The 20,204-nt window shown below is 41.5% G+C and carries 21 protein-coding genes and 1 riboswitch; of the genes, 5 read left to right on the top strand and 16 right to left on the bottom strand.

The annotated features are described in order from the left end of the window. The first annotated feature begins 36 nt into the window (after window positions 1-36). Together aao and M1F55_RS03520 are read left to right on the top strand one after the other, a co-directional pair. Window positions 37-1,215 carry an aminoacetone oxidase gene (aao, locus tag M1F55_RS03515; protein WP_004241636.1) on the top strand — a complete coding sequence of 393 codons (1,179 nt, stop codon included), beginning with the start codon at window positions 37-39 and terminating at the stop codon, window positions 1,213-1,215. A gap of 37 nt (window positions 1,216-1,252) precedes the next feature. Beyond that, window positions 1,253-1,774, top strand: a complete 522-nt coding sequence (locus M1F55_RS03520) for a DUF1697 domain-containing protein (RefSeq protein WP_247947282.1) — start codon at window positions 1,253-1,255, stop codon at window positions 1,772-1,774. Between the two features lie 41 nt (window positions 1,775-1,815). On the opposite strand, the gene M1F55_RS03525 is transcribed toward M1F55_RS03520, so the two are convergent. After that, on the bottom strand, window positions 1,816-2,556 hold the full coding sequence (locus tag M1F55_RS03525) for a MerR family transcriptional regulator (RefSeq protein WP_247947283.1): 741 nt from the start codon (window positions 2,554-2,556) through the stop codon (window positions 1,816-1,818). Between the two features lie 247 nt (window positions 2,557-2,803). Here M1F55_RS03525 and M1F55_RS03530 point away from each other — a divergent pair, with 247 nt between their 5' ends. Beyond that, a complete protein-coding gene (locus M1F55_RS03530; protein ID WP_247947284.1) occupies window positions 2,804-4,144 on the top strand; it encodes a sodium-dependent transporter in 1,341 nt (446 codons plus the stop codon). A gap of 40 nt (window positions 4,145-4,184) precedes the next feature. On the opposite strand, the gene manA is transcribed toward M1F55_RS03530, so the two are convergent. The 3 genes from manA to M1F55_RS03545 all read right to left on the bottom strand — a co-directional run bounded on the left by manA (window position 4,185) and on the right by M1F55_RS03545 (window position 7,158). After that, entirely contained in the window at window positions 4,185-5,129 is a 945-nt protein-coding gene (manA, locus tag M1F55_RS03535; protein ID WP_227325616.1) for a mannose-6-phosphate isomerase, class I, read from the bottom strand. A gap of 120 nt (window positions 5,130-5,249) precedes the next feature. Further along, a complete protein-coding gene (locus M1F55_RS03540) occupies window positions 5,250-6,689 on the bottom strand; it encodes a 6-phospho-beta-glucosidase (protein WP_247947285.1) in 1,440 nt (479 codons plus the stop codon). Window positions 6,690-6,897: 208 nt separating this feature from the next. Then, the gene (locus M1F55_RS03545; protein ID WP_001291472.1) at window positions 6,898-7,158 is read right to left on the bottom strand and encodes a SemiSWEET family transporter; all 261 of its coding nucleotides are present in this window, start codon (window positions 7,156-7,158) and stop codon (window positions 6,898-6,900) included. 326 nt (window positions 7,159-7,484) lie between these two features. On the opposite strand from M1F55_RS03545, the gene M1F55_RS03550 reads away from it, so the two are divergent. Then, the gene (locus tag M1F55_RS03550) at window positions 7,485-7,829 is read left to right on the top strand and encodes a lipopolysaccharide assembly protein LapA domain-containing protein (RefSeq protein WP_000913393.1); all 345 of its coding nucleotides are present in this window, start codon (window positions 7,485-7,487) and stop codon (window positions 7,827-7,829) included. A gap of 165 nt (window positions 7,830-7,994) precedes the next feature. Here M1F55_RS03550 and M1F55_RS03555 read toward each other — a convergent pair whose 3' ends face one another. From M1F55_RS03555 to M1F55_RS03575, 5 genes are all read right to left on the bottom strand, one after another. Next, window positions 7,995-8,342 carry a VOC family protein gene (locus M1F55_RS03555; protein WP_001052644.1) on the bottom strand — a complete coding sequence of 116 codons (348 nt, stop codon included), beginning with the start codon at window positions 8,340-8,342 and terminating at the stop codon, window positions 7,995-7,997. 154 nt (window positions 8,343-8,496) lie between these two features. Then, a complete protein-coding gene (gene spxB, locus M1F55_RS03560) occupies window positions 8,497-10,272 on the bottom strand; it encodes a pyruvate oxidase (protein ID WP_023943150.1) in 1,776 nt (591 codons plus the stop codon). Between the two features lie 322 nt (window positions 10,273-10,594). Then, complete coding sequence (locus tag M1F55_RS03565; protein WP_033685225.1) at window positions 10,595-12,838, bottom strand: heavy metal translocating P-type ATPase; 2,244 nt, start codon at window positions 12,836-12,838, stop codon at window positions 10,595-10,597. A gap of 9 nt (window positions 12,839-12,847) precedes the next feature. Beyond that, on the bottom strand, window positions 12,848-13,219 hold the full coding sequence (locus M1F55_RS03570) for a cupredoxin domain-containing protein (protein WP_247947286.1): 372 nt from the start codon (window positions 13,217-13,219) through the stop codon (window positions 12,848-12,850). A gap of 10 nt (window positions 13,220-13,229) precedes the next feature. Beyond that, the gene (locus tag M1F55_RS03575; protein ID WP_001167188.1) at window positions 13,230-13,625 is read right to left on the bottom strand and encodes a CopY/TcrY family copper transport repressor; all 396 of its coding nucleotides are present in this window, start codon (window positions 13,623-13,625) and stop codon (window positions 13,230-13,232) included. A 183-nt stretch (window positions 13,626-13,808) separates the two neighbouring features. Next, window positions 13,809-13,906: riboswitch (TPP riboswitch) on the top strand. Window positions 13,907-13,989: 83 nt separating this feature from the next. Here M1F55_RS03575 and thiD point away from each other — a divergent pair. Continuing rightward, window positions 13,990-14,781: a bifunctional hydroxymethylpyrimidine kinase/phosphomethylpyrimidine kinase gene (thiD, locus tag M1F55_RS03580; protein ID WP_247947287.1), complete on the top strand. Its 792-nt coding sequence runs from the start codon at window positions 13,990-13,992 to the stop codon at window positions 14,779-14,781. Between the two features lie 159 nt (window positions 14,782-14,940). On the opposite strand, the gene thiE is transcribed toward thiD, so the two are convergent. From thiE to M1F55_RS03615, 7 genes are read right to left on the bottom strand one after another with little or no spacing between them, the layout of a single operon-like run. Next, window positions 14,941-15,573 (bottom strand): thiamine phosphate synthase, encoded by a 633-nt coding sequence (thiE, locus tag M1F55_RS03585; protein WP_001078215.1) that lies wholly within the window; start codon window positions 15,571-15,573, stop codon window positions 14,941-14,943. Then, entirely contained in the window at window positions 15,566-16,369 is an 804-nt protein-coding gene (thiM, locus tag M1F55_RS03590; protein WP_223340436.1) for a hydroxyethylthiazole kinase, read from the bottom strand. The genes thiE and thiM overlap by 8 nt, the downstream gene beginning before the upstream one ends. Continuing rightward, window positions 16,369-16,893, bottom strand: coding sequence for an energy coupling factor transporter S component ThiW (thiW, locus tag M1F55_RS03595; RefSeq protein ID WP_001225552.1), 525 nt, complete (start codon window positions 16,891-16,893; stop codon window positions 16,369-16,371). The genes thiM and thiW overlap by 1 nt, the downstream gene beginning before the upstream one ends. Before the next feature lie 4 nt (window positions 16,894-16,897). Beyond that, a complete protein-coding gene (gene tenA / locus M1F55_RS03600) occupies window positions 16,898-17,590 on the bottom strand; it encodes a thiaminase II (protein WP_238096332.1) in 693 nt (230 codons plus the stop codon). 10 nt (window positions 17,591-17,600) lie between these two features. Continuing rightward, the gene (locus M1F55_RS03605) at window positions 17,601-18,251 is read right to left on the bottom strand and encodes an energy-coupling factor transporter transmembrane component T (protein WP_000241384.1); all 651 of its coding nucleotides are present in this window, start codon (window positions 18,249-18,251) and stop codon (window positions 17,601-17,603) included. A gap of 1 nt (window position 18,252) precedes the next feature. After that, window positions 18,253-19,638, bottom strand: coding sequence for an ATP-binding cassette domain-containing protein (locus M1F55_RS03610; RefSeq protein ID WP_223340437.1), 1,386 nt, complete (start codon window positions 19,636-19,638; stop codon window positions 18,253-18,255). Beyond that, entirely contained in the window at window positions 19,639-20,199 is a 561-nt protein-coding gene (locus M1F55_RS03615) for an ECF transporter S component (RefSeq protein WP_000915275.1), read from the bottom strand. It abuts the gene before it with no gap. Between the last annotated feature and the right edge of the window lie 5 nt (window positions 20,200-20,204).

A 20,204-nucleotide genomic window follows, 5' to 3' on the forward strand; every position in this document is an offset into this window, starting at 1 on the left:
CCATCATCTCTTGTTTTTTTGTGGTACAATAGAGCTATGAAACATTTTGATACTATTGTCATCGGTGGAGGACCTGCTGGTATGATGGCTACGATTTCCAGTAGCTTTTATGGACAGAAAACCCTCCTTATCGAAAAAAATCGGAAACTTGGAAAAAAATTAGCTGGGACTGGTGGTGGACGTTGCAATGTGACCAACAATGGTAGCTTGGACGACCTGCTAGCTGGCATCCCTGGAAATGGGCGCTTTCTCTACAGTGTCTTCTCCCAATTTGATAACCATGATATCATTAATTTTTTTACAGAAAATGGTGTTAAACTTAAGGTCGAAGACCACGGACGCGTCTTTCCTGCTAGTGACAAGTCTCGGACCATTATCGAGGCCTTGGAAAAGAAAATCACTGAACTCGGTGGTCGAGTTGCTACTCAAACGGAGATTGTTTCGGTTAAAAAGATAGACGACCAGTTTGTCCTTAAGTCCGCAGACCAAACCTTCACTTGTGAGAAACTCATTGTCACAACAGGTGGTAAATCCTATCCTTCGACTGGTTCAACTGGGTTTGGTCACGAGATCGCCCGTCATTTTAAGCACACCATCACCGAACTTGAGGCCGCTGAGAGTCCTTTGTTGACAGATTTTCCACACAAGGTCTTGCAGGGTATTTCGCTGGACGATGTGACCCTAAGCTATGGTAAGCATGTCATCACTCACGATTTGCTCTTTACCCACTTTGGTTTGTCTGGCCCTGCTGCCCTACGTATGTCTAGTTTTGTCAAGGGTGGTGAAATCCTTTCACTGGATGTCTTGCCTCATCTTTCTGAAAATGACTTGACTACATTTCTAGAAGAAAATCGGGAAAAATCCTTGAAAAATGCCTTAAAAACTTTGCTTCCAGAACGCTTGGCAGATTTTTTTGTGCAAGGCTATCCTGACAAAGTCAAACAGTTGAGTGAAAAGGAACAAGAACAACTTCTCCAGTCTATTAAGACCCTCAAAATCCCTGTGACTGGTAAAATGTCTCTCGCCAAATCCTTTGTTACCAAGGGTGGTGTCAGTCTTAAGGAAATCAACCCTAAAACCCTTGAAAGTAAGCTGGTACCTGGCCTTCACTTTGCTGGCGAAGTCATGGATATCAATGCCCACACGGGTGGCTTTAATATCACTTCAGCCCTCTGTACCGGTTGGGTGGCAGGCTCAAATCAAATATATAAATAATTGAATGACTAAAATACAAAATAAGAAAGGAAGTCCTTTGGAACATATTATTTTACTAAGAGGTGTTACTCCTAATGGAAAAAATGCTATCCCGAAAATGTCTTATTTGGTAGATATTTTAACAGAAGCTGGTTTTCAACACGTTCGAACCTATATTCAAAGTGGGAATATCATTCTTGAAAGTGATTTAGATTTAGAAGAAATACGAGAATGTGTTCATACTCTGATAAAGAAAAAGATTGGAGCCGATCTCAAAATAATCATTAAGAATAAGGATATTTTTAAAAACATTGTCCAAGAAAACCCTTTTGGAGAACACTATCTTTATGACCGTATACACGTGATTTTTTATCAAGAATCTATTCAAAGTCTCCCTTTAGAAAAATTGAAAATTGATTACGGTGAAGAAGAAATTTGTATCGGTGACCATTGTCTTTACCTCTACCTCCCTAGAACTGCAAAACAAAAGAAACTCCATACCAACTATCTTGAAAAGCTTTTCAATGTAGATTTGACCATGCGAAAACTAAATGTAGTAGAAAAATTATTAAGCAAGTAGTGCTTGAATTTAGTAAAAATCGGAAGAATACTCCTCCGATTTTATTTTGTCTGAGTTTGGACATAGTGAGCAATGACATCTGATGTGTACTGGGCTGTTCCAATTCCAAATTTGTCAATGTTTTCCTTAAATTCTGGGTTATAGACGTATCCTTTACCGATATGACCGAATACTTCAATAGTACAATCAAATCCATAAGTACGGATGGCTTGCAAGAGCTTGGCTGCTTGCTCTTGGTTTTCAGTTGCTGTTGCAGATAAACCAGCTTGAAGATTTTGTGACAAAGCTTGAAAAACTTGGTTGAAGGCAAGCGTAGCCTCATCTTCGTGACCTTTTTGACGATCGAGCGCTTGGTCCATGACTTCTTGTCCATATTTCTCTACCGCCTCTTGGTGGTATTTTTGATGATCTTGGTAGTTAAATCCTGCGAATTTCTCTTGAATGGTCATTTCTCTTTCTCCTTTATGTTCTTGAATGGTTTTCTGCAAGGTTGAAATCAAGGTATCCAGATGTTGTCTTTCTCGAGTCAAATAGTCCAACTGTCTGGTCAAGTGAGGCAACAAATCTGATCTATCTTCCTTTAACAGCTCTGCTATTTTTTCTAAAGAAAAGCCTAGATATTTGTAGTAAAGAATGACCTGAAGGCGTTCCAAATCCTCTTGACTGTAGGTTCGATAGCCGTTTTCCGACTTTAAAGGAACTAAGAGTCCTATCTTGTCGTAGTGGTGTAGGGTCTTGACAGAGACGCCCGAAAGCTGCGCAACTTCTTTTATATGGTACATGATTTCCTCCTCACACTAATAGTATAACCCCTACCCTTAGGTCAGAGTCAAGTGTTTTTGTGAGATTTTTTAAACTGTTAGAGAAAGGTCTAAAATCTTGAAAATGGTTTTCTTGACAGACCTTAGAAAACATGATAGGATAGTCAAGTCTATCAAGCAAAAGAAAAGCTCATCTTGAGTACTTATGAGGCTATTTGCCAAGGGCAGTAGCTTTTTCTTTTGGAACACTAATTTTAGGAGTTTAACTATGTCTGAAAAATCGCAATGGGGTTCTAAACTGGGCTTTATCCTAGCATCTGCTGGTTCAGCCATCGGACTTGGAGCCGTTTGGAAATTCCCCTATATGACTGCTGCTAACGGTGGAGGAGGCTTTTTACTGGTCTTTCTCGTTTCTACCATTTTAATCGGTTTCCCTCTTTTGCTAGCTGAATTTGCCCTTGGCCGAAGCGCTGGTGTCTCTGGGATTAAAACCTTTGGAAAACTTGGTAAGAATAGTAAGTACAACTTTATCGGTTGGATTGGTGCCTTTGCCCTCTTTATCCTCTTATCGTTTTACAGTGTTATCGGAGGATGGATTTTAGTCTATCTAGGCATTGAGTTTGGGAAATTGTTCCAACTTAGTGGAACAGGTGATTATGCTCAGTTATTTACTTCCATCATCTCAAACCCAGCCATTGCGCTTGGAGCTCAAGCAGCCTTTATCTTATTGAATATCTTTATTGTATCACGTGGGGTTCAAAAAGGGATTGAAAGAGCTTCTAAGGTTATGATGCCTCTCCTCTTTATCATCTTTGTTGTCATCATTGGACGCTCTCTCAGTTTGCCAAATGCCATGGAAGGGGTTCTTTACTTCCTCAAACCAGACTTCTCTAAGCTGACAAGTGCTGGTCTTCTCTATGCTCTGGGACAATCTTTCTTCGCCCTCTCACTAGGGGTTACAGCCATGCTGACCTATGCTTCTTACTTGGACAAGAAAACCAATCTGGTTCAGTCAGGGATTTCCATTGTAGCCATGAACATCTCAGTATCTATCATGGCAGGTCTAGCCATTTTCCCAGCCATGTCAGCCTTCAATATCCAGTCTGAAGGGGGACCGAGCTTGCTCTTTATCGTCTTGCCTCAACTCTTTGACAAGATGCCTTTTGGAACCATTTTCTACATCCTCTTCCTCTTCCTCTTCCTCTTTGCGACGGTCACTTCTTCTGTCGTTATGTTGGAAATCAATGTAGGCAATATCACCAATCAGGACAACAGCAAGCGTGCCAAATGGAGTGTTATTTTAGGAATTTTGACCTTTGTCTTTGGAATCCCTTCAGCCCTATCTTACGGTATTATGGCAGATGTTCATATTTTTGGGAAGACCTTCTTTGATACTATGGACTTCTTGGTTTCCAATCTCCTTATGCCATTTGGAGCTCTCTGCCTTTCACTTTTTACAGGCTATATCTTTAAAAAGGCTCTTGCAATGGAGGAACTCCATCTCGATGAAACAGCATGGAAACAGGGACTGTTCCAAGTCTGGCTCTTCCTTCTTCGTTTCATCATTCCAATCATCATCATCGTGGTCTTTATCGCCCAATTTATGTAATTAAAAAGGACTTGAGTAATGAACTCAGGCCCTTTCTTTTTTATGGATGGCTAACAATCAATTCCAAATCTTGTCCTTCCAAGGTCCAAGCTTCAACATCACTTGGTAGGATAAAGTGGCTACCTTTTTGGATTGGATAGTTTTTCCCGTCAACAGTAAGCTGACCTTGACCAGCTAAGACACTGAATAAGCTGTAGTCAGCTGTCTTTTCGAAGTCAACTTTTCCAGTAATTTCCCACTTGTAAACTGCAAAGAAATCATTGGATACAAGGAGAGTGGAACGCAAATCATCTGCTTTAACAGTTACAGGGCGGCTATTTGCAGGCTCACCAATGTTTAATACATCAATAGATTTTTCAAGGTGAAGTTCACGCAAGTTACCATTATCATCCTTACGGTCAAAGTCATAGACGCGATAGGTGGTATCGCTAGATTGTTGGGTTTCAAGAATCAAGATACCTGCACCGATAGCATGCATGGTGCCACTTGGTACATAGAAGAAATCTCCAGCCTTAACAGGGACTTTAGTCAACAAATCATCCCAGTTCTTATCCTCTATTTGCTGGCGGAGTTCTTCTTTTGACTTGGCATTGTGACCGTAGATAATCTCTGAACCTTCATCCGCAGCGATGATGTACCAGCATTCTGTTTTTCCGAGTTCGCCTTCATGCTCCAGTCCATAAGCATCATCTGGGTGAACTTGGACGCTGAGCCAGTCGTTGGCATCCAGAATCTTAGTCAAAAGCGGAAATACAGGTTCTGGACGATTGCCAAATAATTCACGGTGCTCTGCATACAAAGTAGCTAGATCTATTCCCTCGTAGCGACCATTGGCAACTTTAGAGACACCATTTGGATGAGCTGAGATGGCCCAATATTCGCCAATTTTTTCACTTGGAATGTCGTAGCCAAACTCATCACGTAGCTTGGTTCCACCCCAAATTTTTTCTTGCATAACTGATTGTAAAAATAATGGTTCTGACATGTCGATCTCCTGTCTGATTTTTCTCCCCTCATTATAGCAAAAAAAGAGTTCCATTTGAACTCTTTTTCACATCTTATAAAGTAGGGAGAAGATTTTATAAAAATAGTGAATAAATGTGATCTACTCAATGATTGCACCATTGCTGGCAATGACATCCTTGTACCAGTAGAAGGATTTCTTCTTGCTACGTTTGAGGCTTCCATGACCAGCATTATCTCGATCCACATAGATAAAGCCATAGCGCTTGTTCATTTCGCCTGTTCCAGCTGAAACCAGATCGATACAGCCCCAAGTCGTATAACCAAGCAAGTCAACTCCATCTTGGTAAATGGCATCTCGCATAGCCTTGATGTGAGCTTCTAAGTAAGCAATCCGATAGTCATCTGCTACATAACCATTTTCATCCGGTGTATCCATAGCACCGAGTCCATTTTCTACGATGAACATAGGCTTTTGGTAACGATCCCAGATGGCATTGAGGGTGATACGAAGACCAAGTGGGTCAATCTGCCACCCCCATTCTGAAGATTCAAGATAAGGATTTTTGAGAGAGGCAAAAACATTTCCAGCAGTTAATTCTTTAACTTCTGGATCACCTGAGGCTACTAGACTTGCATAGTAAGAGAAGGAAACAAAGTCAACAGTATTGTCCTTCAACAACTCTAAATCTTCTGCAGTCATTTGAATCTCGATTCGCTCACGCTCCCACTGCTTCTTGGCATAGTTTGGGTATTCCCCACGCGCTTGAACATCAATGAAGAAGTAACTCTTGCGGTCTTCCTCCATGGCTGCCCAGTAGTCTCTTGGATGGGCTGTGTTAGGATAGTATTGCCCTGCAGCCAACATACATCCCACCTTATTTTCTGGGTCAATTTCGTGGGCAATCTTTGTCGCAAGAGCTGAAGCTACCAACTCATAGTGTGCAGCCTGATATTTAACCAGTTCTTGATTTTCTCCTTCTTCAAAACAGAGCCCAGCTCCCATAAAGGGGGCATGGAGAATCATGTTGATTTCGTTGAAGGTAAGCCAATATTTGACCAAACCCTTATAGCGGGTAAAGAGTGTGCGACAAAGTTTTTCATAGAAGTCTAACATCCGACGATTGCGCCAACCACCGTACTCTGTAATCAAGTGCATAGAACAGTCGAAATGAGTGATAGTCACCAGAGGTTGGATACCATACTTGTGGCACTCCTTAAATAAATCCTCATAAAAGGCTAGACCAGCTTCATTTGGCACTGTTTCGTCGCCCTTAGGAAAAATCCGAGTCCAAGCAATGGATAGACGATAAGTCTTAAAGCCCATTTCCGCAAAAAGGGCAATATCTTCCTTGTAATGATGGTACATATCAATAGCTTGCTTGGCTGGGTAAAAATAGCCCTCCTCAAACGAAAACATCTTTTTCTGACCTGTGATAATGGCTTCACGATCTGGACCGATGGGGACGACATCCACATTCGCCAATCCACGACCTTCTAAATTATAAGCACCCTCACACTGGTTGGCAGCTGTCGCTCCGCCCCACAAGAAACCATCCGGAAAAGTCAGTTTTTCGGTCATAACTCTACTCACTTTCTTATTTGCTTGTTCATTTACTTATATTATCACTTATTCTGTAAACCTTTTCTTATAAAATACTGTGACATACTGATACTATTCTACTATTTAAGTTTATCAGATTGTTTTTTAAAAAATTATCCTCTAGAAAAAGTAAATAGCCTCCCCTGAAACAAAAAAGAAGACTGAAAACTAGTCTCCTCTGTTCCTTTTAAATCAAAGCTGTAATAACCGTCACTAGGCCAAAAATAATACCTGGTGCATTAGCTGCTGCAAGGGGGATATCTCTTTCTTTTTTGAAAAGACCGTAGTAAACCCAGAGACTACAGTTGATGGCAGCAACCAAGGGCTGGATGAAATTTCCTTTTTGACCAGCCAGATTGTTCATGATTTGTGGGAAGTAAGACACATACATCATAACAGACATAAAGGTCGCTACCCAACCTAAAATTTTCATTTGTTTTTCAGACATTTTCAAAACCTCTTTCATTTTTACTGAATCTTATTTTAAAATATTCTTTCAAAACAATCAAGTCTTTAAAACTTTTGTTATAAAGATATAAACTATCACAATCTTGTTATAAGAAAGAGGGAACAGAAAAAAGACCGAATTGCTCCGTTCTGTTTACTCAATCAAATATTAGAAAATGAATACTCCTTTTCAATGAATCGATTGATTGATGGTAAATAAGCCGTTAGAAATTATTGACAGTATCGAAATTTTCTAGTAAAATGAATTTTGTTAATACCTAAATGGTGTGTAGTTTTCTATCAACATAGTCAGGAGAAAAGGAACTTATGCTAAAAAAATTTAATGAATTGTCACTGAAAGATAAGGCTTATCTAATTGGCGGTTTGAGCTTATTAGTCATTGTGATCTCATTTGGTCTACTCAATCGTCAAACAGTAACTGTCAGTCTTGTCTTTACACAACTATCTGCTCCCTTGATTTTGGTGATTTTTACTTGTCTAGTAATCGGGATCATTGCTGGTAGTGCTATTGGTATTAGCTATCACCATAACAAGACTCAAGATCTGAGAAGCCGCATTGCTGAAGCAGAAGCGACTATCAATATAAAAGACAGGGAGCTTGTCCAGTACGAGGAACAGGTGCAACAATTAAAACAGGAAGCCAAACAATAAGTGTAGAAATCATAACCACCCGTGAAAACGGGTGGTTTTTTGTCTCGCACCTAACGGAGCGAGACGGACTGAAAGTCGCATAAATACAAAAAAGATCGAATTGCTCCGATCTTTTTAAGTTTCACTCCAAGAATGTTTAGATAAAAAATTTGATAATAGAATTACCTACTTCATACGATAAAAATCAATCACTAGACCAGCAGGCCCTTTAACTAATAAGGACTCTGTTCCCCAATCGGTTACAGTTGGTCCGTTTAAAACCTGGATACCAAGTTCTTTCAACCGTTGGTAATTCTGGTCTACATCCTCAACCTCGATATGAAGAATGATTCCTGACTGAAAATCTTCCAAAGGAATCAAATGATTTTGGGACAACATCAGACAGTGACTGCCAATCGTAAACTGAGCAAAACTGTCATCAACATAATCGGATTTTTTATCCAAAATACGCTCCAAGTCAGCACAGACTTGTGGAACATCGGAAACGATAATATCTAATTGATTTAAATTCATTTACTATCCTCCATAAAAAGACCGGATTGCTCCGATCTTTTTAAGTTTCGCTCTAAGAAAATCAAAGAATAAACAAGGCATCGAACCGCAGGCAGTACTGAAGTACGGCAAGGTGAAGATAACACAGTTTAAATTTGATTTTCGACGAGAGGAATTATTTAATTGCGCGTGATTGCAAACCTTCTTCTTCCAAGAAGAGGCGGAATGGTACGAGTTCTTCTGCTTCGTATTTTTCCTTGAAGTCTTTGATTGCTTCTTCTGAGTGAAGTTTTGGATCCAATTCAAGTACTTCTACTGGAAGTGGACGGTGTGGAGTGATGCGAGCATCGATCACAACAGTTTTACCTTCTTTGTTGAGTTTAACAGCTTCTGCAACAACTGCATCGATGTCTTCGATACGGTCAACTGTAAATCCTACAGCACCTTGAGCTTCAGCGATTTTCGCATAGTCAGCATTAGGGAAGTCACAACCAAACAAGTGTTTGTTTGTGTCTTCGTATTTGTCCTTGATGAAGGCATATTTACCATTTGAGAAGACAACGTTGATAACTGGAAGGTCGTATTGAACGTTTGTGATAACGTCTGGGTAGCACATGTTGAATGCACCGTCACCCATGATGTTCCATACTTGGCGATCTGGATTGTCTTTCTTAGCAGCGATACCACCAGGAAGGGCAATACCCATTGTCGCAAAGAGTGGAGATGTACGCCACATGTTCTTAGGTGTCATGTGAAGGTGACGAGTAGATGTTTGAGTAGTGTCACCTACGTCGATTGAATAGATAGCGTCTTGATCAGCATGTTTGTTGATTGCATTGTAAACTTGATACAATTGCAATTCACCCTCAGTTTTACCTTCGAGTTTGTTCATGTAATCACGCCAGTTTTGGTTATTCTTAACGTTTGCACGCCACCATGGAGTTGATTCAACTGGGTTTACTTTGTCAAGGATAGCTTTAGCTGCTTGACCTGCGTCACCAAGGATTGAAGCGTCTAGGGCATGACGTTTACCAAGTTTGTAAGGGTCGATATCCACTTGGATAAATTTTTCAGTGTTCTTGAATGCTTCGTAAACTTCAGCAAATGGGAAGTTTGAACCAAGGAAAAGAACTGTGTCTGCTTCAAAGACCACTTCGTTGGCTGGTTTCCAACCAACACGGTAAGCAGAACCTGTCAAACCTTCATAGTTCCATTCGAAAGCTTCAAAGTTTTTACCAGTTGTAATGATTGGTGCTTTGATTTTACGTGACAATTCAGTAATCACTTCACCAGCTTTAACACCACCGTAACCAGCATAGATAACTGGACGTTCAGCATTGTTCAAGATTTCAACAGCTTTGTCGATTTCAACTTCGTTCAAAGCAGGAGCGATAAATGAACGTTCGTATGAACCAGATCCATAGTAAGAGTTTTCGTCGATTTCTTGGAAACCGAAGTTTACTGGGATTTCAACAACAGCTGGACCTTTTTTAGAAACTGCAGCACGGCAAGCTTCGTCAATTACTTTTGGCAATTGCTCAGCGTAAGCTACACGTTTGTTATATACAGCGATACCGTTGTACATTGGGTTTTGGTTCAATTCTTGGAAAGCATCCATGTTGAGTTCGTTAACTGGACGTGATCCAAGGATTGCTAGGAATGGAGTGTTATCCATAGCTGCATCGTAAACACCGTTAATCAAGTGAGTCGCACCTGGACCACCTGAACCAACTGCAACCCCGATTGAGCCGCCGAATTTAGCTTGCATAACCGCTGCAAGAGCACCTGTTTCTTCGTGACGAACTTGCAAGAAGCGGATATCTTTGTCTTCAGCCAAAGCATCCATCAATGAGCTGAGTGTTCCTGATGGGATACCGTAGATTGTGTCTACGCCCCATGTTTTCAATACATTAAGCATTGCTGCAGATGCAGTAATTTTCCCTTGAGTCATAATGATAACTCTCCTTCAAATATTTTTAAATCTACTAAAAAAGGTTTCATATAGTTTTTGAAAACGTTTCAGTAAATTTTTACAATACTAATTTATCACATTTATTTTGACTTTACTAAGAATCTGCTCAGAAGTTTTTATTCTCTATTACAGTACAGTTTGAAAACGTTTTTAGCTTCTGTTTTATAATACTCAATGAAAATCACAGAGCAAACTAGGAAGCTCGCCACAGGTTGCTCAAAGCACAGCTTTGAGGTTGCAGACAAAGCTGACGTGGTTGGAAGAGATTTTTGAAGAGTATAAAAAGCGAGCAAGCCCGCTTTTAGTCTATTTTACTAAAGTTTAGTAAGAGTGAACTGGTCAGAACGGATACAGAACTAAAGGCCATGGCTAGACCTGCCAGTTCTGGGTTGAGAGCCAGTCCAACACCTGAAAAGACTCCTGCTGCAATCGGAATTCCGGCGACATTGTAGATAAAGGCCCAGAAAAGGTTGAGCAGAATTCGATTAAAGGTTTTCTTACTCATGTCAAAAGCACGAACCACTCCTAGGAGGTTATTAGTTGTCAACACCAAATCTGCTGACTCGATGGCAATATCTGTTCCAGCTCCCATAGCAATCCCCACATCTGCTACACTAAGGGCAGGAGCGTCATTGATACCATCCCCAACAAAGGCTACTTTGCCAGACGCTTGTAGTTTATGGATTTCATGAGCTTTTTCCTCTGGCAAGACACCTGCAATGACCTCTTCGATTCCGATCTGATCGGCAATGGCACGCGCCACACCAGCATTATCTCCTGTCAGCATGACTGTTTTAAGACCTCGTTTTTTCAACTGACTGATGGCAAGCTTAGCATTTTCCTTAGGAATATCTTGCAGAGCAAGCAAGCCTTTGATTTCATTCTCAACAGCCAAGAAAACAACTGTCTTAGCTTCTTTTTCTAGTTCTTCTAGTTTTTCTTGATAAGTTCTAGAAATATCCATGCCATCCAGCATTTTAGCATTTCCAAGCAAAACTTGTTTTCCATTGATTTGCCCTGAGACACCTTTCCCGTGCAAGGCTTGGAAATTTTCAACAGTTTGAAACTCAAGTCCAGCTTCACTCGCTCGTTTCACAACGGCTTCAGCCAGTGGGTGTTGAGAAGCTTCTTCCAAGGAAGCTGCCAATCCAAGCACTTCTACTTCGTCTCCAATGATATCTGTGACCACAGGTTTCCCTTCAGTCAAAGTCCCGGTCTTATCAAAGACGATAGTTTGAACTTTCTGGATTTCCTGTAGAACCGTTCCATTTTTGAGGAGAACTCCCATCTTGGCACTGCGACCTGTCCCCACCATAAGGGCTGTCGGTGTTGCAAGTCCCAATGCACAAGGGCAGGCGATAATCAAAACCGCCACTCCGTAGAGAAGAGAGGACACAAAGCTAGCTCCAAGCACGACCACACTATCCCTGAGCAAGACGAACCAAACCCAAAAGGTCACAATCCCTAAAATGACAACTGCTGGGACAAAAATTCCTGAAATCTTATCCGTCAAGTCCTGAATCGGCGCACGACTGGTTTGAGCTTTCTTCACAAAATCCACAATCTGAGCCAAAACAGTCTCTGAACCAACTTTTTCTGCTCTAAAAACAAGTGTTCCACTATTATTGATGGTTGAACCAATGACGGTATCTCCAACTGTCTTGTCCACAGGCAGACTCTCACCTGTCACCATAGACTCATCAATACTAGAGATACCTTCTACTACGACACCATCAACCGCAATCTTTTCACCGGGACGCACTCGAATCAGGTCACCTACCTTGACTTGCTCCAAAGGGACTTGAACATAGTTATCCTCACGCAAGACTTCTGCAGTTTTAGCCTGCAAGTCAAGTAATTTCTCCACAGCTTGGGAAGTATTTTTCCGCATTTTCTCCTCAAAAACGGCTCCCATAAGAACGAAGAAGAAGATAAAGGCAGCACTTTCAAAGTAAACGGGGAGACCAGCGAAGAGGGCAACTAAGCTATAGAAATAGGCCACTAGGGTTCCCAGAGCAACCAAGGTATCCATGTTGGCATTGTGCTTTTTAAAACTAGCCCAAGCACTTTGGATATAAGGACCACCTGCTACTAGCATAATCGGTGTTGTGGCTAAAAAGGTTCCCCAACGCATGACTTGGTGACTAATTCCTCCTGTCGACATCCCAATCATGAGGATTACAAGAGGCACAGTAAAGATACTAGTAATCCAAAAACGCTGTAAAAGTGATAGAGATTTTCGAGTCTTCTCAACAACTGTATAACTTCCCTTTTGCATCTTCATACCACAAGAAAATTCATGTTGACCTAATTCTTGAGGGGTAAAACGAATTGTCTTCTCTTCATCCACGCCGATTGGTTCCAAGAGGCCTTCTTCTTCAAACAGAATTTCCTTATAACAGTTTGAAGGTGTCAAACGGTGAAAGGTGATCTCAGCAGGAACTCCTTTTTGCAGTTGAATGTGGGCTGGATGGTAGCCTTTGTCTGCCGTGATACGGATTTTTTGAACACCATTTTCAAGACTTGCTTTTACAATTTCAGTCATATCATTCTCCTATTCTACAATCATCTTACCGTGCATCATATTCATGCCACAAGAGAAACCATACTCTCCAGCCTGCTCAGGCGTGATTTCCACTACATACTCTTCCCCCATTGGCAGATCCGCATGTACACCAAAGTCTGGAAATACGATCTGATCCAAACATGGTGAAGGATCTTTGCGGTCAAAGACAATGTGGGCTGGCACTGATTTCTTGAGGATAATCAACTCAGGCGTATAGCCCCCCATGACCTCCACTCGAATCTCTTGGTAGCCGTTTTTTTGCTGGGCCTTTTGTCCAGATTTTTCAGGCTTTTTGAAAAACCAAAACAAGATAAACGCGATAAGGGCAATACAAATAATGGTTACAATAATATTCAACATGACGTCTCCTTTACATACAATTACATTTTACTTCTGTTACAGCGCTTGATTTCTTCTCAGAAATCACAGCTTCCAAGTCTTCCAAGTCAGCCTGAGTAAAATCACATTCAGCAATCAAATCAGCCAACAAGTTCTTAATCCTACGGGAACAAACTTTATCTTTGATATCTTGAACAAGCAAGTCTCGACTTTGATCCAAAGTTAAAAGGGCTGAATAGACAAAGGACTTGCCTTCTTTTTTCCTCGTCAGGCACTCTTTCTCAACCAAACGAGCCAAAAGAGTTTGAATGGTCGACTTGGACCAGTCGAACCGCTCCGCCAGAACCCTAATCAAATCTGAACTAGTCTGCTCTCCTTGCATCCAAATAATCTTCATGACCTGCCATTCTGCATCTGAAATCTGCATAATCACACCTCCAAAATCTACATTTGTCAATTACAATTATCAGTATACTCTTAAAATCTACATTTGTCAACTATGAAATTAATCTTTTCTTTGAAAAATTGAATTTTAACCCTATGATAAAGGATTTGCAGTCAAATCTTACTATATAAACTATGAAAATATGCTATACTAAAGAAAAAAGAAAACAACCACTAGGGGTGCGTAAAGCTGAGATTAACGACTGTTAGACCCTTTGACTCAATCTAGGTAATGCTAGCTGATGGAAGTGGAAATGATAATGGGGACTAGCAGTCTTCTATTGCCTTTCTAAAACAGACTAGCTTGTTCTTAAGAATACAAACTTCAGTTGGTTGGGAGGTTTTAGATGACTTATTTACCCGTTGCTTTGACCATTGCAGGGACTGACCCTAGTGGTGGTGCTGGCATTATGGCTGACTTAAAGTCGTTCCAAGCTAGAGATGTCTATGGAATGGCCGTTGTGACCAGTCTTGTCGCTCAAAATACCAGAGGTGTTCAATTAATCGAGCACGTTTCTCCTCAAATGTTGAAAGCCCAATTGGAGAGTGTCTTTTCTGATATTCCACCTCAGGCTGTAAAAACAGGGATGTTGGCAACTACTGAGATCATGGAGATCATCCAGCCCTATCTTAAAAAGCTGGATTGTCCCTACGTCCTTGACCCTGTTATGGTCGCAACAAGCGGAGACACCCTGATTGATACCAGTGCCAGAGACTACCTAAAAACAAATCTACTTCCCCTTGCAACTATTATTACACCCAATCTTCCTGAGGCAGAAGAGATTGTTGGTTTTTCAATCCATGATCCTGAAGACATGCAGCGTGCCGGTCGCCTGATTTTAAAAGAATTTGGTCCTCAGTCTGTTGTCATCAAAGGAGGCCATCTCGAAGGCGGTGCCAAGGATTTCCTCTTTACCAAGGAGGACCAATTTGTCTGGGAAAGTCCACGAATTCAAACCTGTCATACACATGGTACTGGATGTACCTTTGCTGCAGTGATTACTGCTGAACTAGCCAAGGGGAAAACCCTCTATCAAGCAGTCGATAGAGCCAAGGCCTTTATCACGAAAGCCATCCAAGACGCCCCTCAACTCGGTCATGGTTCTGGCCCAGTTAACCATACAAGCTTTAAAGATTAAAAAAACTCTCTAGTTCCTACTTTAAGGGAATTAGAGAGTTTTTATACTCTTCGAAAATCTCTTCAAACGACGTCAGCTTTATCTGCAACCTCAAAGCTGTGCTTTGAGCAACCTGCGACTAGCTTCCTAGTTTGCTCTTTGATTTTCATTGAGTATTAATTAGAAAATAATGTCATCCAACTTTGTCAAAAAGGCTTGCGTTTTTGTCTCTATATCTTCTGCCTGCATCAAATCACGCACTACAGCTACACCAGCTATGCCCGTGCCGATAAGTTGGTCAATGTTCTCTGATGTCAAGCCGCCAATGGCAACTACTGGAATGGCAACCCTTTGGCAAATTGTCTTCAAGGTTGAAATCAGAGTGATGGGTGCATTTTCCTTGGTCGTAGTCGGGAAAATGGCTCCTGTCCCCAAGTAATCCGCACCTCCTTCTTCTGCCTCGAGGGCTCTTTTTACAGTTTTAGCTGTGACACCGAGGATTTTTTCAGGACCTAGGACTTTGCGGGCAACCGAAACTGGTAGTTCATCGTCTCCAATATGCAGACCAGCAGCATCAACCGCAAGACAAACATCCAAACGATCATCGATTATCAAGGGTACCTGATAGGCATCTGTTATTTCCTTGACTTGTTTTGCCAGTTGATAATATTGATTGGTTGTGAGATTTTTTTCTCGTAATTGGACTATGGTAACCCCTGAGCGGCAAGCCGTCTCAATCTTTTCAAGAAAACTTTGCAAGGAATCTTGGTAGCGATTGGTTACCAGATATAGTCTAAGTGCTTCTCTATTCATAAACCTCTCCTTTGATAGCATCTAGCCAGTTTTCATCTCTTTTGAGGAGTGAAAGCTGATTGAGTACTTGGTAACGAAAATCTTCCAATCCCATTCCTTGAACAACTATTCTCTCAGCGGAGATATTGAGATAAGAAACCGCTAGGAAAGAAGCTTCAAAGCCAGTCTTTCCTTGGCTGAGAAAAACAGCTGTTAAAGCTCCAACCAAGTCTCCTGTCCCTGTTATCCAGTCTAATTCAGCACAGCCATTTCCCAGTACAGCGACCTGATTCTTCGAAACGATGAGGTCCTTAGGGCCTGTGACTAAGAATGACATACCTGGATAGATCTGACACCAGTCTTTCAAGACTTGAAGCAAATCCTCAGTTTCTTGATCTTTAGCACTCGCATCTACCCCAACGCCGTGGTGTTTTAAGCCAACAAGACTTCGGATTTCCGACATATTTCCTTTAAGTACCGTAGGTCTATAGTCTAAAAGGTCTTTAACTAAGCTCTTACGAATGGATGAAACTGTTACGCCAACTGCATCTACTACCATTGGAAGACAAACTTGATCTGCATAAGAAGCTGCCATACGGATTGCTTTTTCCTTCTCAGCTGACAAATGCCCCAAATTGATGAAGAGTGCCTGGCTTTGCTTAGTAAAATCAAGAACCTCACGGGGATCATCTGCCATAACTGGTTTACATCCCAGAGCCAAAATCCCATTTGCTAGCATCTCACAAGAAATCTCATTGGTAATACAGTGAATGAGGGAAGTCGTTGCCAGAGGAAAAGGATTTGTAAATGCCTGCATCAGTCTATCCTTTCATCAAAGAAATATCCCTGAACTTTTTTAAAGAATTCCTGCTTGATTAAAAATCGAAAGGCAATAAAGGAAATCGCTGTACCAATCAAGGTTGCACCGAAAAATCGAGGAGTGTAGATAAACCAACTAAGCTTAGCGGCCGATCCTGTAAAGAGTACCATAACAGGATAGGAAACAATAGAACCAATAATACCTGTTCCCAAAATTTCTCCCAAAGCAGAAAAGTAAAATTTTCTACCATACTTATAAAAGAGACCTGCTAGAAGGGCTCCAAAAGTCGCTCCTGTGAGAGCTAAAGGCGGAATCCCTTGAGTCGTCATACGGATAAAGGCTGTCACTGTAGCCATAGCCAAGGCATAAACAGGTCCCATCATGATTCCAGCTAGAATATTGACTACACTGGACATCGGTGCCATTCCCTCAATCCGAAAGATAGGCGTAAGGACTACATCAAGGGCAATCATCATGGATAAAATGGTTAATTTGTGAACTTGTAATTGGTGCTTTCTCATGTTTCTATTCTTCTCCTGTTTCTAAAGACTGTAAATCGCTCTTCCATGTCTGGTGTTGGTAGGCCATTTCCCAAAACTTAGCTTCCATATGAACACTGATGTGGAAGGCATCTAGCATTTTTTTCTTGTCTGTCTCGTCACTTTCTCGATAGAGTTGATTGACCAGAGCCTCTTCCTCTCTGATCTGCTGCTCCAATTCATCCGTAATATACGTTTCAATCCATTGTTGATAGAGAGGATTTGGTGATGGTTTAAGATTAAGTGATTTGCCTATATCATGATATAGCCAAGGACAAGGCAGCAAGCTTGCAAAGGCAATACCCAAGTTTGGCTCTGCAAATTGCCGATAAATGTGAGAGATATAATGATAGCAGGTTGGAGCGATTGGATGTTGCTCCATTTCCTGGTCGCTGATTTCCAATTCCTTGAAAAATTGTTGGCGGATAAATAACTCACCCTCCACTAGACTCTGCGCATTTTGTTTCAAGAGTCTTTTCATCTCTTGATTTGAAGTCTTATCAGCCAAGAGGTGATAGGCTTCTGAGAAGGCCTTCAAATAGTAGGCATCCTGAATCAAGTAATAGCGAAAGATGGACAGGTCTAAATTTCCCTCTTGCAACTGTAAAACAAAGGGGTGATGAAAGGAAGTCTGCCAAGCTTCCTTGGATAATTCCATCGCAATATCTGTAAATTCCATAATAACTCCTTTATAAAAATAGACTGGTTTGAAGCAATAAAAAGAAAAGCAGGTAGATGAATAGTGTCCTTTGAGGAATATAAAAAGTCCGATAGCGATTCTCCGCCTGTGCATGTTCGTCATATCCATGCGCCGATAGGGCTCTCAGGTAAAGATGGCGCCACCTAAAGACTGTCATCAGAACCTTGCTGTAAATCAAGGGCGACCAAAAATGTAGTTCTTGACCGCGTAATAAGCAAGCTTCCTTGAGGGACTTGATTTCTTGCTGGATAAGGGGGAAGGAATTGAATACCACAATCAAGGCATAGGCCCAAGAGCGTGATAACCCCTTTTGAGCCAAGTACAAGAGAAGCTCTTTTAGGGAAATAGAGGAAACAAAGACAAGACCAATACAAACGGTCACAAAGGCCCTCGTTCCAAGCATGACTGCCTGCGAAGCATCCCCATGTAACTGAACTGCCCAGTAGTTGGCCAAGGATGGCAAAATGGCGAGCAGAATCATCCAAGCCAATACTTTAAATCGCCGGTAATAGAGCATAAAGAGAATGCAAAATGCGACTACCGAGAGATTAAGAGCAATCGAAGGAATGAAAGATGTTTCCAAGGATAAAATCAGCAAGAAGAGACTGATAATCGGTGTCTGGGTTGCTACTTTGACCATACTATCTCACCTCCCCTTGGGTATTACTACTCTGAGATGTGAGTGGTTTGGTAATTGTCACTGCTTTCACATGACTGAGACCCTGACTAGTCATCTCAATCCAATAATCAACCACAGAGATCAAGGGATCTAAGCGATGGCTAATGATCAGAAAACTTCTTCCCTGATTTCTCTCCTCCACAATCCACTGACAAAAATAGTTACAAGCTATATCATCCAAACCAGCAAATGGTTCATCTAGCAAAATCACAGACGCCTTGCTGGTCAAGATGGTCAAGAGCTGAAGAATCTTTTGCTGGCCACCACTTAATTGATAGGGACTCTTATCAAATGCCTGCTCCAGATCAAAATATTGTAAAGCTTGGAGAATCCGCTGATTTCTTTCAGAGTCTGGACTATCTAATTGCAGTTCCTCTCGCAGACTGACTCTGATAAACTGCTTCTCAGCTTCCTGAACAACACCCGTCAGGTCACGATACAAACTCTTTTTCTTTTTCAGGACTGTCCCCTTCCAGGTAATGCGCCCCTTATACTTTTGAAATTGAAGAATAGATCGAAAGAGGGTTGATTTCCCGACACCATTATCACCCAAGATACAGGAAATCCCTTGGTAAAATGTGAAATCCGCAATTGAAAAGAGGGGATGCTTATCCAGCTCACAAGTTGTTCGATCCATATGGAATAGTTCTGGGCTAGAAGCAATCTCCTTTGAAACAGCCTGTGTCATTTCAGAGGCAGGGATTTGATTTATTTTCGTTAGTTGTCCGTCTCTTAGCTCCACCATATGGTCGATATAGGCTTCATAGTCAGATAAATCATGGTCGCACAAAATAACTGTCTTCCCATTAGAGGCCAACTCTTTTAGAATCTCCAATATCTCTATCCTACTCTTGCGGTCAATGGAAGCGAAGGGCTCATCCAAGAGATAGACCCTAGGATTCATAGCAAAGAGAACAGCCAAAGCAGCCTTTTGCTTTTCCCCACCTGATAAGTGATGGATGGGACGGTGCAAGATCTTCTCGCAGCGACATTGTCGAACCACATCTGCTATTTTAGAATCAATTTCCTGAACGGGATGCCCAATATTTTCCAAGGTAAAAATCAGCTCCTCAAACAAGTTCTCCATGGTAAATTGATGATTGGGATTTTGAAAGAGAATACCAACCGTCTGGACACGTTCGATGATAGAAAGCTGACTGACCTCGCTCCCATTTATCAGGACTTGACCGCTATAGGGAAGAGAACTGACTTGGGCAATCATTTGAAAGAGGCTGGATTTTCCTGAACCACTGCTCCCAACTAACAAGGTAAAGGCTTGCGCATGAAAAGTAAAATCAAGCGGCTCAGGGAAGATTGGTGACTGAATCGCTCGTAGTTCCAGCCCCATCTATGCCTTGCCTCCAGCTGCAAACTGATGATAGAGTTTGACAATGGCACGAACCAAGATGGTACAGAAGAAAAAGACGGAAATAAAACGTACTACAAGCAAGGAAAGGACAAAAGGAAGGGAGAAGGCATAGTAACCTAACTTAATGTATTCATAGACAAAGCTAACAAGCGTAATCCCAATACTATTGGCAGTTAGAGAGAGCCAACTTTCATAGCGATTCTTGGTTACGATAAAACCAAGTTCACTTCCCAAACCTTGAACCAAGCCAGACAAAAGAGCACCTAGACCGAATTGGCTACCATAAAGGACTTCAGCAAGCGCAGCTAGCACTTCACCAATCGTTGCGCTTCCCACTCTTGGAACAAAGATGGCAGCAATGGGTGCAGCCATACACCAGAGACCAAAGAGGATTTCATTGGCAAAGGCCTGCAAGCCAAGAGGGGCTAAAATCAGAGTGAGGATATCAAACAGATAGCCGGATCCTACAAAAACGCCACCAAAAAAGATAGACAAGAAAGCAAGTAAAATAACATCTTTTAACTGCCATTTTTTCAACATAAAAA

This window comes from Streptococcus mitis, assembly GCF_023109235.1.
GTDB lineage: Bacteria > Bacillota > Bacilli > Lactobacillales > Streptococcaceae > Streptococcus > Streptococcus mitis_DA.